The sequence below is a fragment of the Arthrobacter sp. CP30 genome (assembly GCF_053470025.1).
The window spans coordinates 226519-242065 of record NZ_JBQEMM010000002.1; the positions used below are offsets into that span (position 1 = coordinate 226519).

13 protein-coding genes are annotated in these 15547 nt (G+C 69.1%); 3 read left to right on the forward strand and 10 right to left on the reverse strand.

Annotated elements, in window-relative coordinates; translation table 11 throughout:
• Nucleotides 1–12 precede the first annotated feature (12 nt).
• Complete coding sequence (locus tag ACTIMO_RS04410) at nt 13–1308, reverse strand: ABC transporter substrate-binding protein (protein ID WP_422391056.1); 1296 nt, start codon at nt 1306–1308, stop codon at nt 13–15.
• Nucleotides 1309–1523: 215 nt separating this feature from the next.
• Here ACTIMO_RS04410 and ACTIMO_RS04415 point away from each other — a divergent pair, with 215 nt between their 5' ends.
• Nucleotides 1524–2339, forward strand: coding sequence for a DeoR/GlpR family DNA-binding transcription regulator (locus ACTIMO_RS04415; RefSeq protein ID WP_055765682.1), 816 nt, complete (start codon nt 1524–1526; stop codon nt 2337–2339).
• Nucleotides 2340–2352: 13 nt separating this feature from the next.
• Here the strand turns inward: ACTIMO_RS04415 and ACTIMO_RS04420 are convergent, their stop codons facing one another.
• From ACTIMO_RS04420 to ACTIMO_RS04460, 9 genes are all read right to left on the reverse strand, one after another.
• Complete coding sequence (locus ACTIMO_RS04420; RefSeq protein ID WP_448181596.1) at nt 2353–3276, reverse strand: alpha/beta hydrolase; 924 nt, start codon at nt 3274–3276, stop codon at nt 2353–2355.
• Nucleotides 3277–3446: 170 nt separating this feature from the next.
• Complete coding sequence (locus ACTIMO_RS04425; protein ID WP_448181597.1) at nt 3447–4847, reverse strand: MFS transporter; 1401 nt, start codon at nt 4845–4847, stop codon at nt 3447–3449.
• Nucleotides 4848–4906: 59 nt separating this feature from the next.
• A complete protein-coding gene (locus ACTIMO_RS04430; protein WP_448181598.1) occupies nt 4907–6064 on the reverse strand; it encodes an ABC transporter ATP-binding protein in 1158 nt (385 codons plus the stop codon).
• Nucleotides 6065–6099: 35 nt separating this feature from the next.
• Complete coding sequence (locus ACTIMO_RS04435) at nt 6100–7839, reverse strand: ABC transporter permease (protein ID WP_422391060.1); 1740 nt, start codon at nt 7837–7839, stop codon at nt 6100–6102.
• 50 nt (nt 7840–7889) lie between these two features.
• On the reverse strand, nt 7890–8948 hold the full coding sequence (locus ACTIMO_RS04440) for an ABC transporter substrate-binding protein (protein WP_422391061.1): 1059 nt from the start codon (nt 8946–8948) through the stop codon (nt 7890–7892).
• A 160-nt stretch (nt 8949–9108) separates the two neighbouring features.
• Nucleotides 9109–9798 (reverse strand): response regulator transcription factor, encoded by a 690-nt coding sequence (locus ACTIMO_RS04445; protein ID WP_448181599.1) that lies wholly within the window; start codon nt 9796–9798, stop codon nt 9109–9111.
• The gene (locus ACTIMO_RS04450; RefSeq protein WP_448181600.1) at nt 9798–10778 is read right to left on the reverse strand and encodes a sensor histidine kinase; all 981 of its coding nucleotides are present in this window, start codon (nt 10776–10778) and stop codon (nt 9798–9800) included. The genes ACTIMO_RS04445 and ACTIMO_RS04450 overlap by 1 nt, the downstream gene beginning before the upstream one ends.
• Before the next feature lie 42 nt (nt 10779–10820).
• On the reverse strand, nt 10821–12284 hold the full coding sequence (locus ACTIMO_RS04455) for a protein adenylyltransferase SelO (protein WP_448181601.1): 1464 nt from the start codon (nt 12282–12284) through the stop codon (nt 10821–10823).
• Nucleotides 12285–12361: 77 nt separating this feature from the next.
• Complete coding sequence (locus ACTIMO_RS04460) at nt 12362–13276, reverse strand: LysR family transcriptional regulator (protein WP_448181602.1); 915 nt, start codon at nt 13274–13276, stop codon at nt 12362–12364.
• A gap of 72 nt (nt 13277–13348) precedes the next feature.
• On the opposite strand from ACTIMO_RS04460, the gene hisD reads away from it, so the two are divergent.
• Both hisD and ACTIMO_RS04470 read left to right on the forward strand, forming a co-directional pair.
• A complete protein-coding gene (hisD, locus tag ACTIMO_RS04465) occupies nt 13349–14668 on the forward strand; it encodes a histidinol dehydrogenase (protein ID WP_448181603.1) in 1320 nt (439 codons plus the stop codon).
• 20 nt (nt 14669–14688) lie between these two features.
• Nucleotides 14689–15498 (forward strand): ABC transporter substrate-binding protein, encoded by an 810-nt coding sequence (locus ACTIMO_RS04470; protein ID WP_448181604.1) that lies wholly within the window; start codon nt 14689–14691, stop codon nt 15496–15498.
• The last annotated feature ends 49 nt before the right edge of the window (nt 15499–15547 follow it).

Genomic DNA, 15547 nt, shown 5'->3' on the forward strand with positions numbered 1-15547 from the left:
TCGGGGGAGGACCTAGAACTCGCCTTCCCATTCCGTCTGCGCCTTCTCGAGCGCTTCGGAGAGGGACTGCTGGCCGTCGAAGGCGGACTGCAGCTGGGCGCCGAGCTGGCGCATCAGCTCCTCTGCCACGGGGAGCCCGACGAACTCGTTGGCGGGGTAGCCCGCCTGGTAGATGTCGAAGGCGGTCTTGAACAGCTCGTCGTCCTCGACGAACTCGGGGACGGAGCCGGTGTTGCCGGGGAAGGCATTCGCCATGGTGGAGAGCTCGGAGTTCGTGTCCTCGCTCATGAGGAAGGAGACCAGCTTGGCGGCGGCGTCCTTGTTCTCGGAGTTCTCGGCGACGCCGATGCCCCACGAGGCGTAGGGGATGCCGCGCTCGCCGGTGTAGTCGTCGGCGGCGGGGACCGCGGAGATGGAGAACTTCAGGTCCGGGTTGGTCTCCCGGATCAGGTTGATGTGGGCGAGGGAGTCGATCATCATGCCGACGCGGCCGTTGGTGAACTCCTCCACCTTGTCCTGTTCCTTCATGGTGAAGCTGCCCGGGGCGATCACGCCGTCGTCCCACATGCCGCCGATGAAGTCGACCGCGGAGGTGACGTCGTCATTGGTGAGGTCCGGCTGGCCGTCCTTCAGCATGGTGCCGCCCGAGGCCCAGGCCCAGGACATGACGTCGTTCTGGACGCCGTTGGGTGCTTCCAGGGAGAGGGGGAGGACCCAGCCGGAGGCGTCGCCGTCGAGGTCGGAGATGCTCTTGGCGGCATCGGAGAACTCCGTACGGGTTTCCGGGGGTGCGCTGACGCCCGCCTGGGACAGGAGGTCGTCATTGGTGAACATCGGGTAGACGAAGTTGACCACGGGGACCATGTACGTGCTGTCGTCGACCTTCACCTGGCTCACGAGCTGGCTGTCGTCGAATCCGGCGTCCTCGAGGAGGGGGGTGAGATCGGCGATGACGCCCTGCTCGGCGAAGTCGCTGACCCACGCGCCGTCCAGGCCGACGACGTCGGGCATGGTGCCCGAGGCCGCACCGGCGAAGAGCTGCTCCTTCGTGGAGGCGTAGGGGCCGCTGACGAGGTCCACGGTGATCCCGGGGTTCTCCTCCTCGAACGTGTCGATCAGGGAGCGGAACTCACCGTCGGGAAGCTCGGGCTCCCACCACTGGGCGAACTCGATGGTGACGTCGCCGCCGGCCTCCTCGGACGCCGATCCGCCCGAACCGCAGGCCGTGAGTGCGATGATCGAGGCGGCGGTGGTGGCAATGCCGGTGAGCAGTGTTGCGCGGGAACGCGTGCGCCGATGGGTGGACATCAGGTCTCCTCGTTGAGATGGTGCGATATTTCGCTTGATTCTGCCGTTTCTTGCTGTTTCCTTCTTGAGTGTGCGCGCTGTCACACGGCGCCGTCAAGAGTCTCCGGGAGAAAGACGCGTTAAACGGCAGACCCACCGGCAGATTTGCCGCAAGGATGTGCTGTTATGTGCTGTTTCTCGTGCCGTCGGGGCCCCGATGTGTTACAGATGAAGGCATGACATCGCAAGAACTGCAGCGCGTCCGCCAGCTCCCTGCTGGGCGGAAGGCCGATCTTGCGTCCTATGTGGACGAGGTGGGCCGCGTGACCGTCGCCGACCTCGCAGCCCACTTCAACGTCTCCATCGACACCATCCGCCGGGACCTCGACCAGCTGGACCGCGAGAACATCCTCATCCGGACCCACGGCGGTGCGGTCAGCACATCGGAGCGGGCCGGGCGGGACCGGGAGATCGATGTGCGCCTGAGCATGCAGGCGGCCGAGAAGGAGGCGATCGCGCAGCTGGCGGTCGACCTGGTGACGGACGGGTCCGTCCTCATGATCAATGCGGGGACCACGAGCCTCGCCGTGGCCCGGGCACTCCGGAACCACCGCAACCTGACGATCGCCACCAACAACCTGCGCATCCCCGCGGAGATCTCACCGACGGTGTTCCGTGACCTCTACATGTTCGGCGGAGCCGTGCGCACGCTCACCCAGGCGACGACCGGCCCGGTCACCCTCGGGATGAGCGGCAGCACGCCCGAGGTGGACATCCGCTGCGACATGGCGCTGATCGCCGTCGGCGCGGTGGACGGGTCGGGCTGCTCGACCTCGAACCTCGGCGACGCCGCCATGATGGCCGAGATGATCAGCCGGGCCGAGCGGACGGCCATCCTCGCCGACTCCACGAAGCTCGACCGACGGCTCTTCGCGCAGATCGTCCCGCTCGAGGGGGCCGACTACCTGGTGACCGACCGGGCGCCGTCGTCCGGACTGGCCGCGGCGCTGGACGCCGCGGGCGTGACGGTCCTGGTGCCCGAGGGGGAGTGAACCGCCGGGCGGATCAGGCCTTGCCCGCCGAGAAGGCCGCGCGGAGTTGCGCCCCGATGAAGCGCCGGGCGGCGTGCGCGTCCTCGATGATCCCGCCCATGAACACGAAGGGGTGCACCTGGCCGGCGAAGCGGACCGTCGTCACCCTCGTGCCGGCCGCCGCCATGGCCCGCGCGTACTCCTCGCCCTGATCGCGCAGCGGGTCGCACTCGGCGGTGACCACGGTGGCGGACGGCAGGCCGGCCAGGTCCGTGGCGTGTGCGGGTGAGAGCCGCGGATCGGTGCGGTCGGCGGTACCGGCGTACTGGCTGTAGAAGTACCCGAGATCGCGCGTGGTGAGGAAGTGGCCGTCGGCGAACTCCCGGTAGCTGCCCGAATCGCCGGCGAGGAGGTCGGTCACGGGGTAGATGAGCACCTGGTGCACCAGGCGCGGTGTGTGGTCGCGGAGCTGCTGGGCGGTCACCGCGGCGAGGTTGCCGCCTGCGCTGTCGCCCGCGACAGCCACCCGCCGCGGGTCGATGGCCCAGGGCGATTGCCCGGTGAGCAGGGCCCTGGTCACGGCCATCGTGTCCTCGAGGGCGCCGGGGAAGGGGACCTCCGGGGCCCGGCGGTAGTCGACGCTGACGACCACCGCCTGGGCGTGGACGGCAAGGGCCCGGCACGTGCTGTCCGCGATCTCGACGTCGCCGAGGACCCACCCGCCGCCGTGGAGGTACACGACCGCCGGCTGTCCGCCCTCACCGACGGACGGCGTGTAGACACGCACCGGCACGCCCGCGAGCGTCGCATCGACGACGGAGGCCAGCTCCGCCTTGTCCCCGGTCAGGGGGAGGGCGTTGACGAGATCGGCCCGATTCTGCTTGGCGGTCTGCGTGTCGAGGGGAGGGGCGTCGACGAGCAGATCGAGGAATCGCTGCGCATCGGGGTGGACCGGCATTGTGGCTCCTTGGGAGGGTCGGTAGCGGAGGGTGGGCGCCCGACGGGGAAGCCGGCCCCCGCGCTCCCCGAGCCTAGCCCGGCCGGAGTCGTCGTGCCCGTCCTCGGGCCGACACGCGAAAGCCCCGACCCGCGGGTGACGACCGGCGGATCGGGGCTTTCGTGCGAGGGTCAGACCCGTTCGGCGAGCTTCCGCTCGCGCATGGCCTTCTCGTCGCGCCCCACCGAGTACATGAAGGCGATGGCGAGCAGGACGCACGCCAGGATGAGGACGAACGTGGTGTCCCACCCGAAGTTGTGCACCGACAGGCCGATGCCCGTGGAGGCCAGCGTGGCCCCGAGGACGTAGCCGAAGAGACCCGTGAAGCCTGCGGCCGTTCCCGCCACCTTGCGCGGGCTGAGGTCGAGGGCCTGCAGGCCGATGAGCATCACCGGTCCGTAGATGAGCCCGCCGATGACCACCAGTGCGGCGTAGGAGACCCCGATGGGCCACTCGACCGGTGACAGCCAGTACACCAGGACGGCCAGGAAGACGCCGATCAGGAAGGTCATGCCCGCGGGGGAGCGGCGGCCGCGGAACACCCGGTCACTGATGTAGCCGCACAGGAGGGTGCCCGGGATGCCCGCGAGTTCGAAGAGGGAGAAACCGGCGATCCCCTCGCCGAGGCTCGCGCCGCGCTCGTCCGCGAGGTACACCGGGGCCCACACGAGTACGCCGTACCGCAGCGTGTAGACGAAGACATTGGCCAGCGCGAGCTTCACCATGGTGGCGTTCCGGAGGACGTAGCGGTTGACGGTCTCCCAGGTCGAGGCACTCTCGTCGGCGGCGTCGGACTCCACCGGCGCGGGATCGTTCCTGAACTCCTCGATGGGCGGCAGGCCCTCGGACTCCGGGGTGTCGCGCAGGAGGACGAAGGCGATGACCGCGATCACGAGGCAGACGATGCCGGGGAACCAGAAGGCGGCCTGCCAGTTGCCGAAGGTGGCCAGGGCCAGGCCCGCGAGGGCGCCGGAGCCGGCACCGCCGATGTTGTGGGCGACGTTCCAGAGCGCCGTCTTGGAGCCGCGCTCCGACGTCGAGAACCAGTGGACGAGGGTGCGCCCGGAGGGAGGCCACCCCATCCCCTGCACGAAGCCGTTGAAGATCATGACGACGGCGAAGAACGCGACGCTCGCGCCGATCCCCGGCATGAGCCCGATGAAGAGGTTGGCGACCGCGGAGAGGGCCAGGCCGATGGGCAGGAAGAGCCGCGCGCTGCTGCGGTCGCTGACGATCGCGCTCAGGAACTTGCTGAGGCCGTAGGCCACGAGGACCGCGTTGGTGATGATGCCGAGGCCCAGGGTGGTGAAGCCTTCCTCGTCGCGCAGGATCGTCGCGACGAGCGGGACGTTGTTGCGGACGAGGTAGTAGCCGGCGTACCCGATGAAGATGCCCAGGAACACCTGGAGGCGGAGCTTCGGGTAGCGCTTCGCGACGGTGGTGTCGTCGAGGCGTTCGGCGGGTGGGGGCGCGGCGAGGAACCTCATGAGTCCCTTGTCGGCCCAGGTGCCACTGGTCGTGGATCGAGTCATGGTTCCTGTCTTTCGGTGATGCTGCGCGAGTGGTGCAGGCGTGGGGCGGTGCGGGGTGGTCAGTCCTCGGCCGGAAGCAGCCAGGCGCGGTCCTGTTCGAAGGACACGCGGACGAAGGTGCCGGGGTCCAAGATGTCCCCCGGTGCGGGGTCGTAGATCACGGCCGTGACATTGCCGCCGACGGTCTCGATCTCGTACTCGACCCAGGCCCCGTAGAAGACGGACTTGAGGACGCGTCCCTCTGTGCCGGACACCTCGCGGGCGTCCGGTGCCGGGGCCAGGACGACGGACTCGGGCCGGACCATCAGGCAGACGGGGCTGCCGGGCCCGATCCCGTCATGGGCGGGGACCGTGTAGGTGGCACCGAGGGCCCGGACCGTGGCGCGGGCGCCGTCGGCCTCCCTGGTCAGCTGCTCGATCGACGTGTCGAGGAAGTTCGCGCGGCCGATGAAGTCGGCGACGAACACCGACGCCGGCTTCCGGTACACGGTCTCCGGCGTGGCCACCTGCTCGATCCGGCCCTGGCGCATCACGACGATCCGGTCGGAGAGGCTCATCGCCTCGTCCTGGTCGTGCGTGACGTAGACGCTGGTGATCCCGAGCTTGTGCTGGAGCGCCCGGATCTCGGTGCGCATCTGGACGCGGAGCTTGGCGTCGAGGTTGGACAGCGGTTCGTCGAACAGCAGGACCTTGGGCTTCATCACCATGGCGCGGGCGAGGGCCACCCGCTGCTGCTGGCCGCCGGAGAGCTGGTTGGGAGCCCGGTCCGCGAGTTTGGTCAGGCTCATGGAAGCCAGTGCGAACTCCACCTCCTCCTGGACCCGCTTCCTGGGCAGCTTCTGCAGGCGCAGGCCGTAGGCCACGTTGTCGAAGACGCTCATGTGCGGGAACAGGGCGTAGGACTGGAACACCATCGCCATGGGCCGCTTGTCCGGGGTGAGTGACACCATGTCCTCGCCGTCGAGGGTCAGCGATCCGTGGGAGGGCGTCTCGAAGCCCGCGATCATGCGCAGGGTGGTGGTCTTACCGCACCCGGACGGACCGAGCAGGGTGAGGAACTCGCCCGGCCGGATGTCGAGGTCGATACCGGCGACCGCCGGCTCGGCGCTGACGCCGCCGGGGTACTGCTTCACGAGGTTGTCGAGGTGCAGGCTGCCCGAGGGACGCGCCTGCACGGGGGTGCCGCTGCTGGTACTGGTGCTGGTGGTGGTTGCCATGGGGGTTCTCCGTGTTCTGCGGCAGGTGGGAGGAGTCAGTTGACGCGCGCGGGAGCGCGGCGGTCCCGGATCAGGAGGTTCATCAGCCCGATCACCCCGAGCACGATCGCGATGAGGATGGTGCAGTAGGCGAAGGCGTTGCCGAACCGGCCGGAATCGACCTCGGACAGGATCTGCGAGGTCATGATCTTCGTCTGCGGCGTGGTGATGAAGATGATCGGGGAGAGGGTGGTCATGGCCCGGGCGAAGGCGTAGGTCAGCCCGGAGAGCAGCGCGGGGCGGATCAGCGGCAGGGTGATGCTGCGGAAGGTCCGCAGGCCGGATGCCCCCAGGGAGGTGGACGCCTCGTCGATCGCCGGATCGATCTGCTGCAGCGCGGCGATCCCCGAGCGCTGCCCGGACGGCATGGAGCGGATGACGTAGACCATCACGATGGCCAGGGCGCCGCCGAAGATGGCGCCGCCCCCGGCCAGTGCCGGCAGCAGCTGGATGTTGCCGATGATGAAGGGCTTGTTGAAGGCCAGGGCGTACCCGATGCCGAGCACGGTGCCCGGCACGGCCAGGCCCAGCATGCCCAGGAAGTCCAGGGCGCCGCGGCCCCGCCGGACCTTCCGGACTACGAGCCAGGCCAGGACCATCCCGAGGACACCCGCCACCGGGGTGGCGATCAGCGCGAGGATGGTGGTGGTGAACATGGCGTCCGACCCGATGCCCGAGAGCACGTACCGGTAGTTCGCGAGCGTGAACGTGTTGTTGACCCCGAGGATCGCGGTGAAGGCACCCACGAAGACGGTGACGTAGATGGCCACGATCAGGGCCGCGATCGCGAGGACCACCGTGAGCAGTGGGATCCGGGCCAGGGGCGAGCGCAGCAGGGTGATGTTGCCGGACGGTTTGCCGGTCACCGACACCACGCTGCGCCGCTCGGCCCAGTAGCGCTGCACGAGGAAGACGAGGAGCCCCGGCAGCAGGAGGACCAGGGAGTACGCCGCGCCGCTCGCGACGTCGTACTCGCCCGTGATGGCGATGTAGGCGCGGGATGACAGGACCGTGAAGTCGCCGCCGATCACGAGGGGGTTCGCCAGGTCGGCGATCGCCTCGACGAAGAGCAGCAGGAAGCAGCTCGCGAATCCCGGGATCAGCATGGGGATGGTGACGCTGCGGAAGATCTTCCAGCGGTTGGCGCCGAGGCTGGACGCGGCCTCGTCCGTGGCGGGGTCCAGGCTGCGCAGCATGCCGAGGAGGTTCATGTACGCCACCGGGAAGAAGGACAGGGACAGCACCAGGGTCAGGCCGGTGAGCCCGTAGATGTTGTAGTCCAGGCCCAGCATCTTGTTGGTGACGAGCCCGCTCCGCCCGAAGAGGGTGATGACGGCGGTGGCGACCGCGAAGGGCGGCGAGACGATGGGCAGGAGCGCGATCAGGTGGAGCAGCTTCTTGCCCCGGAAGTCGAGCCTGGCCTGCGCGTAGGCGAAGGCGAAGCCGATCGCCGTGCCGACCGCGCCCACGAGCACGCCCAGCACCACGGTGTTCAGCAGCACCGCCCGGTTGGCCGATGAGGTGGCGATGTTCCGCAGCGTCTCGAGGCCCTCCGCGCCGAACGCCTGGGTGAGGATCCGCACCAGCGGATAGCCGATGAGGATCGCGAGGATGAGGACGACGGCGGTGATCACCAGCTTGGTGACGGTGTCCATCCTCGCCCCGCCCTGGCGGGACCCTCTGCGGGGTGGCGGGGCGGCCGGCAGGGCGGCGGCGGGGAGCGTGTCGAGGCTCACGGGGAACTCCTTCGGGCGGGGGAGGGTTGCGGTCGGCGGGAGGGTGCCGGCTACTCGCGGGGCTGGGCCGCGATCTCCTCGTCGAAGCGCGTGGTGAGTTCCTTCTTGGCGGCGGCAGCGGCCTCGAAGTCGTAGTCCACGAGGTTGGTGGTCTCGAGATCGATCATGCGGTCGTCCTGCACCGACTCGGGATTGGTGAGCACCTGGTAGGAGCCCACCGTGGGGCCGATGTCCTGGGCCTCGGGGGTGAGCGACCAGTCGATGTAGGCCTTCGCCGCCGCGAGGTTGTCCGTGCCCTTCACGATCCCCACGCCGCCCACCTCGTAGCCGGTGCCCTCCTCGGGCAGGGAGACCTCGAGGTCGTTCATGCCCGCTTCCTTGTACTTGACGCAGTCGTGGGTGAACACCAGGCCCACCGCCACCTCACCGCGTCCGGCCGCCTGGCCGGGTGCAGTGCCGCTCTTGGAGTACTGCAGGACGTTGTTGTGGAGTCCGCGCATGTAGTCGAACGCGGCGTCCTCGTCGCCTCCGGCCAGGGTGACCTGTGTCCACAGGGTGGTGAACGCGGTGCCCGAGGTCGAGGGGTGGGCCGTCGACACCTGGCCCTTGAGCTCGGGGACCAGCAGGTCCGACCACGCCGTCGGCACGTCGACGCCGAGGGCGTCGAGCTTCGCCTGGTTGGAGCAGAAGCCGAGGGCTCCGACATAGACGCCTGTCCAGTAGTCGTCCTCGTCCCGGTACTTCTCGGGGATCTGGGCCGCGTTCGGGGACTCGTACTGCTCCAGCAGCCCGGCGGCGGAAGCCGTGCCGTAGCCGTCGGCGGGACCGCCGTGCCACACGTCGAACTCGGGTGAGTCCTTGGCCGCCTCGAGGCGGGCCACCGTCTCGCCGGAGGAGAGCCGGACGAAGTCCGTCTGGACACCCGTCTTCTCGGTGAAGGCGGTGGTCATGGCCTGGCACCAGTCCTCCATGGCCCCACAGGCCACGGTGAGCGTGCCGCCGAGTTCGCCGTCCGCCGATGCCTGCTGGGTGTCGTCGACCACGCAGCCGGAGAGTCCGAGGGTGGCGGAACCGAGGAGGGCCGCGGTGAGCGCTGCGGTGCGCTTCATGGGCTTGCCTTTCGTGGGGGGAAGCGTCGTCGCTGCCCGTCGGCCACCCGGATGCCGGGTGGAGGATGCACGTTCACCGTATCGACCGGCCAGGGGCCGCAACGGTGACGACGGTCACGCTCGGTCACAGCCCTGTGACCTTCACTGCCCCGGCTACGCCTCAGTCGCGGCCAGGGTGGGGAAGCTCGTAGCCGACACCCCGGACGGCCCGGATGGCCCGCGGCATCCCCTCGCCGTGCAGCGCCTTGCGCACGCGGTACAGCGCCGTCGTCAGCATCTCGCGGCCTCCCGGGCCCTCGTCGATCTGCCACCCGGACAGGAGGAGGTCGCGGAAGGAGACGGGTTGGCCCTGGGCGCTCGCGAGCCGCCGCAGGAGCCTGAGCTCCAGGGCGGAGAGGTGCAGGTAGCGTCCGTGGACGGTCGCGGCGTCCTGCCCCACGCGCAGCGGCCCGTGCACCAGTTCCACCGGCGCGGGCGCGACGGCGGTGCGGCGGACGATCGCCTCGGCGCGCAGGGCGAGCTCGCGCGGGTGGAAGGGCTTGGTCACGTAATCGTCCGCCCCGGCCTCGAGCCCGGCGATCCGGTCCTGCACACCGCTCTTCGCCGTGAGCAGGAGGACGGGCACCGCGCTCACCTCCCGGATGCGGCGGCACAGCGAGAGACCGGAGGACTGCGGGAGCATGACGTCCAGCACCACGAGATCGAACCGGCGGTTCCGGAAGAGGCCCCACGCGGACTCGGCGTCCTTCGCGGAGACGCTCGCGAAGCCCTGGGTCTCGAGGGCGAACGTGACGATGTCCAGCATCTGCGGTTCGTCGTCGACCACCAGCGCGAGGTGTGGGTGCTCCATCACCGGGCGGCCGCCACCAGCCGGGGGAGGGCCGTGCCCGGCGTCCGCTCCGGCAGACTGAACAGCATGGTGGTCCCGCGCCCCGGCGTGCTGTCGACGAAGACGTCGCCCCCGTGCATCTGGACGATCTGCCGCGTGATCACCAGCCCGAGTCCCGTGCCGTCCTGGAGGGGGCGGCCGCTGGCGAAGCGGGTGAACAGCTCCCGTCGCTGGGCCTCCGCCATGCCCTCGCCGTCGTCACTGACGGAGATGAGCACCTGGTCGTCGGCCCGGACGATCCGCACGGTGATCAGGCTGGCGTTGGCGGCGTGGGCCACCGCGTTGTTGATCAGGTTGGTCATGGCCTGCCGGATCAGGGCGTCGTCGGCCCACGCCCTCGGCGGGGCGCCCGGGCAGTCCAGTGCGAACTGGATCGGATGGAGCTGGCGCAGCTCGGCGATCACGGTGGAGGCCAGCGTGCGCAGGTTGACCCGGTGGAGGTGGAGTTCGAACATCCCGGCGTCGATGCGCGCCTGGGTCAGCAGATCCTCGGCGAGGGCGATCACCGCGTGGCAGTTGCCGCTGATGGTCGTGACGAAGCGGGCCTGGCTGTCGGTCAGCGGACCCGGCGAGCGTTCGCCGAGGAGGTCCGCCGCGCCGCGGATCAGCGCGAGGGGGGTACGGATCTCATGGCTCACCACGGAGATCTGGTCCGCGTTGCGCTGCGCGATGCTGCGCAGGCGGCTGATCTCGGCGCGGTCCGAGAGCCAGGAGCGCACGATCAGGAACAGCGCGATCATGGACCCGATGGCCAGGGTGTCGAAGGTGAGGGCGGCGAGGGTGTCACCGGACGGCAGGACGGCGCTCGCGAGGAAGAGGCCTGCGAGGAGGACGAAGAACGCCGCGGCCGCACTCCGGACCACCACGGGCAGCGGCATCCGCCACACCAGGAAGAGGCCGAGTGCGGCCCCTGCGGCGGAGCAGTAGTAGAGCCAGGTCACGTTAGCAGTGTAGGGGGACGTGCGTCGGGCCGGTCCGCTCCCTCAGGTCCCGCAGTAGGTGGTGTACCTCCCGAAGTCCTCCGGCGGTCCGGCCGCGTAGCGCTCCAGCCCGGGGCGCTCCTCGAACGGACGGCGGACGACGTCGACGAGCCGGTCCAGCGGGCCGAGGTCGCCGGCGGTCGCGGCCTCCAGGGCCTCCTCGACGAGGTGGTTCCGCGGGATGTACACGGGATTCACGGCATCCATGGCGCCGGCGTCGGGCCCGAGCGCCAGCCACCGCTCCGCCCAGGCGTCGAAGGCGGCGACGTCGAGCACCCTGTCCCGGGCGGGCCGCGGGTCCCCGCGCACCACCGAGGAGAGCCCCCGGAAGAACGACGTGTAGTCCACGTGGTTCTCCTGCAGGAGGCTGAGGGCATCGTTGGCGAGCGGTGAGGCGACGTCGTCGGGGACGCCGTCGGGCAGTCCGAGCTTCGCCCGCATCCCGGCGAGCCACGCCGCGCCGTACTGGGGGCGGAACGCCTCGAGCGCTGCCACGGCCGTCGTGACGGCCTCCTCCTGGTCCTCCCCGATGAGCGGCAGCAGGGCCTCGGCGAGCCGGGCGAGGTTCCACTCGGCGATCAGCGGCTGGTTGGCGTAGGCGTACCGGCCCGCGTGGTCGATGGAGCTGTAGACCGTGGCGTAGTCGAAGACGTCCATGAAGGCGCAGGGCCCGTAGTCGATGGTCTCCCCGGAGATGGTCATGTTGTCGGTGTTCATGACCCCGTGGATGAACCCCGCGAGCATCCACTGGGCCACGAGCCGTGCCTGCGCGCTGACCACGTGCTCGAACAGGGCGAGGGGAGGATTCACGGCATCCGCCGCCGACGGGTGGTGCCGCCCGATCGCGTGGTCGGCGAGGCGACGCAGCAGGTCCTGGTTCCCACTGGCTGCGGCGTACTGGAAGCTGCCGACGCGCAGGTGGCTGCTCGCCACGCGGGTGAGCAGGGCCCCCGGCAGCATCGTCTCGCGCCGGACGTCACGGCCCGTCGCGACGACGGCGAGGGACCGGGTGGTCGGCACCCCGAGGGCGTGCATGGCCTCGCTGACGATGTACTCGCGCAGCATGGGCCCGACGACGGCGAGCCCGTCGCCGCCGCGGGCGAAGGGCGTGCGGCCGGAGCCCTTGAGGTGGATGTCCCGCAGGGCGCCGGTGTGGTCGGTGAGCTCGCCGAGGAGCAGTGCGCGGCCGTCGCCGAGGCGGGGGTTGAAGCTCCCGAACTGGTGGCCGGAGTAGGCCTGCGCCACGGGTGTCGCACCCTCGGGGACGGCGGTCCCCGTCAGGAGGGCCAGCCCGTCGGGCGAGCGGAGGAAAGCGGCGTCGAGGCCCAGTTCCGCGGCGAGTCCCTCGTTGAGGGCGAGGAGCCGGGGCCCGGGCGTGGGATCCGCCTGCCAGGCGGCCGCCATCTCGGGGAGCTCCTGCGCGAAGCGACCGTCGAGGGTGACTCTGGACCGGAGGGGTACGCTCATCCGTCCACGGTACGCCGCGCCTTCCGTCGTTGCGGCGCGCAGGTCCGGGTTGCACTGACAGTGAACGCGCCGTCCGTCTACACGAGGCTTGTCAGGCCCTCCTGCGCGGCGACCGCCTGTTGCGCCAGGGCGGAGAAGCGCCGCGTGGCGGGGGAGAGGTAGCCGTGCTTGCGCTGAACAAGCGCGATGGTGTCGTACAGCGGTTCGGCGAAGGGGAAGCTCCTGACGCGGTCCTCGGTGCGCAGGGAAGCGAGGATCCCCTTGGCCATGAAGGACTCCCCAGCACCTGCGGCCACGAGGTCGTAGGCCGTCTCGGCGTGCTCCACTTCCATCTGGCCCTCGATCGAGAGGCCGGCGAGATTCGCCCGGTCCTGCAGTTGGCGCCGGGTGGGGTCCATCCAGCCGGCGTGGGCGTCATAGAGGACGAGCTTCGCTTCTGCCAGCTCTTCGATGGTGACGGGACCGGCATCCGGGTCGCGTGTGGAGGAGATGAAGCGCACCTCGTCCCTGGCCAGCTTCCGCACGTCGAGTTCCTCGCTGTCGACGGGGAGGACGACGAGTCCGCACTCGATCTCCCCAGTGGCCACGGAAGCGGCGACCACATGGGAATTAAGGCCGATCATGCGGACCCGGACGTCCGGGTACTTCCGGTGGAATTGCACCACGAGGTCCGCAAGGTCGTAGTTGGCCGCGTAGCGCAGTACTCCGAAGGTCGACACGCCACCTGTCACCCGGTGAAGTGCCTGCACGGCTTCCACACCCCTGCGGGCCGAATTGACGCAGTCGAGCGCATGCGTGTGCAACTCCTCTGCTGCGGGTGACGGGGAGAGCCCCCTGGACGTCCGCGTGAACAGTGAGCATCCGAGTTCGTCCTCCAACCGGGAGATCAGTTGCGACGCCGACGCCTGGCTGATACCGAGCTCCTTCGCAGCCGCGCTCGACGACCCACGGGAATAGGCGGCGAGAAAGGCGCGGAGCTGGTTGAGCGTCATAGGACAATGCTATAGCTCGTACTGGGAAGAGGTGGGTTCCCCTATGATCAATCGGAGACCTACGCTTCCGGCATGGAACTGAACGACCACTACGCTTCCTTCATCAGCGGTGCATACGAATGCGTGAAGGACGCCGCGATCGGCGGAATGCCGGCGCAACGTCTCCCGAAGGTCGTGGAAACCGTCTCCGAGATGCTGTCCGTCATTCAGAAGGGCGGCAGGGACGCCGTCGCCGAGTACTCCAGGGTCCTCGACGGCTGGGGCGGAGGAGACGTCGAAATGAGCGCCGAGGACCTTCGCCGTACGGGTGACACGCTCGAACCGGCACTGCGGGCGGCCCTGGAGGCAGGTGCGGAGCGGACGAAGGCGTTCGCCGGTCTCCAGTTGCAGCACCTCCAGGATTTCGAGACCGAGTTGATGCCCGGTGTGGTCGTCGGACAGCGCTACATCCCGGTCCAGCGCGTGGGGGCCTACCTTCCCGCCGGGCGCTTCCCGATCCTCGCGAGCGCCTTCATGACCGTGGGCGTGGCCAAGACGGCAGGCGTACCGACCGTCGTCGCCTGCTCCCCGCCCACGACGCCAACAGCGGGCAATCCGGCCGTCTTCTACTCCGCGTACCTCTCGGGCGTCGACCGCGCGTTCGTCGTCGGCGGAGTGCAGGCGCTCGCTGCCATGGCTTTCGGGCACCTCGGTGAGCAGCCGATGGACATGCTGGTCGGCGCGGGCAACGCTTACGTCACCGAGGCCAAACGCCAGCTCTTCGGCACGGTCGGCATGGATCTCCTCGCCGGCCCGTCGGAAGTGGCAGTCATCGCAGACGACACCGCTGACCCTGTGATCGTTGCTGCGGATCTCCTCGGGCAGGCCGAGCACGGCCCGCAGTCTCCCGCTGCTCTCGTCACCACGTCGCGCGACCTCGCGGTCGCCGTCATCGCGGAAGTAGACCGCCAACTCGAGGACCTCTCCACCAGGGACATCGCCGGACCTGCCTGGCGGGACTACGGGACGGTGTACGTGGCAGAGGACCGCGCCACTGCCGTCGAACTCATGGACGTGCTCGCGCCCGAGCATCTGGAGGTCATCACAGCCGACGATGCCTACTACCAGAAGAATCTGACGAACTACGGCTCCCTCTTCCTCGGCCCCTGGTCCACCGTCGCCTATTCGGACAAGGGCATCACCGGCACCAATCACGTCCTGCCGACCGGAGGGGGAGCGCGCTCTTCCGCGGGCCTCTCGGTCTCGCGGTTCCTCAAGCCGCTGACCTTCCAGCGCATCGACCGCTCGGCAACCATGAACCTGGCTCCGCTCGTCTCCGAGATCTCGGCGTACGAGGGCATGGAAGCCCACCAGCGCACCGCCGACTACCGCATCGCCCGCTTCGGGCACTGAGCACCTACCGAGGAGCAACCATGAACAGCAGGCGAGCAGCACTCTCAATGGCGGCCGGGGCTATGGGTATCGCCCTGGCGCTCACGGCGTGCGGCGGCGGCGACGCCGGTGCAGAGGCCGGTGGCGGCGGAGAAGACGGTGAGATCACGACACTCACGATCGCCACCTCGAACGACGCCCCATTCTCCTTCACCGACGACGCCGGCGCCCTGCAGGGTATCGACGGGGAGATGATCAACTGGATCGCCGACAAGAAGGGCTGGGAGGTGGAGGTCTTCGTCTCCGAGTTCGCCACCCTGATCCCGGCCATCAAGGCCGGCAAGGCGGACGCCGTCGTGGACGCCATGTACATCACCGACGTCCGTAAGGAAGAAGTCAACTTCACGGACACCTGGTATCAGCAGGGCGAGGGCATGGTGGTTCCGGGCGACTCGGACATGACTGATCGTGACGACGCCAAGGGCACGGTGATCGGCGTCCAGACCGGCACCACCTTCATCGAGCTCGCCGAGTCCCTCGAGCCGAAGGAGATCAAGTACTTCGACTCACAGGCGGCATTGCTCACGGCGGTCGAGAACAAGCAGGTGGACGTCGTCTTCACCGACGCCGCCGTCGTCGCCTACAGCCTGGTGCAGAACCCGAACGACAAGATCAAGATCGTGGACCCGTACGAACCCTTCTTCCCGGGACTCATCGGCGCAGCCGTCCCGAAGGAGAACACTCAACTGCTCGAGGAACTCAATTCCGGGCTCGCCGAGCTCAAGGCCTCACCCGACTACATGGAGATCCTCGCCAAGTACGGACTGACCGAGAGCAACGCCGTCGACTGACCGCCCCTTCACCGCACCACCGAGGTCGAAAGGACGTCCCGTCATCGAA

Bases quoted from the DNA above. Each gene is read 5' to 3' on its own strand.
- ACTIMO_RS04440 (WP_422391061.1), bottom strand. From the start codon at position 8,948: ATGAAGCGCACCGCAGCGCTCACCGCGGCCCTCCTCGGTTCCGCCACC.
- ACTIMO_RS04460 (WP_448181602.1), bottom strand. From the start codon at position 13,276: ATGACGCTCAACCAGCTCCGCGCCTTTCTCGCCGCCTATTCCCGTGGG.
- ACTIMO_RS04430 (WP_448181598.1), bottom strand. From the start codon at position 6,064: ATGGCAACCACCACCAGCACCAGTACCAGCAGCGGCACCCCCGTGCAG.
- ACTIMO_RS04455 (WP_448181601.1), bottom strand. From the start codon at position 12,284: ATGAGCGTACCCCTCCGGTCCAGAGTCACCCTCGACGGTCGCTTCGCG.
- ACTIMO_RS04410 (WP_422391056.1), bottom strand. From the start codon at position 1,308: ATGTCCACCCATCGGCGCACGCGTTCCCGCGCAACACTGCTCACCGGC.
- ACTIMO_RS04470 (WP_448181604.1), top strand. From the start codon at position 14,689: ATGAACAGCAGGCGAGCAGCACTCTCAATGGCGGCCGGGGCTATGGGT.
- hisD (WP_448181603.1), top strand. From the start codon at position 13,349: ATGGAACTGAACGACCACTACGCTTCCTTCATCAGCGGTGCATACGAA.
- ACTIMO_RS04420 (WP_448181596.1), bottom strand. From the start codon at position 3,276: ATGCCGGTCCACCCCGATGCGCAGCGATTCCTCGATCTGCTCGTCGAC.
- ACTIMO_RS04445 (WP_448181599.1), bottom strand. From the start codon at position 9,798: ATGGAGCACCCACACCTCGCGCTGGTGGTCGACGACGAACCGCAGATG.
- ACTIMO_RS04425 (WP_448181597.1), bottom strand. From the start codon at position 4,847: ATGACTCGATCCACGACCAGTGGCACCTGGGCCGACAAGGGACTCATG.
- ACTIMO_RS04415 (WP_055765682.1), top strand. From the start codon at position 1,524: ATGACATCGCAAGAACTGCAGCGCGTCCGCCAGCTCCCTGCTGGGCGG.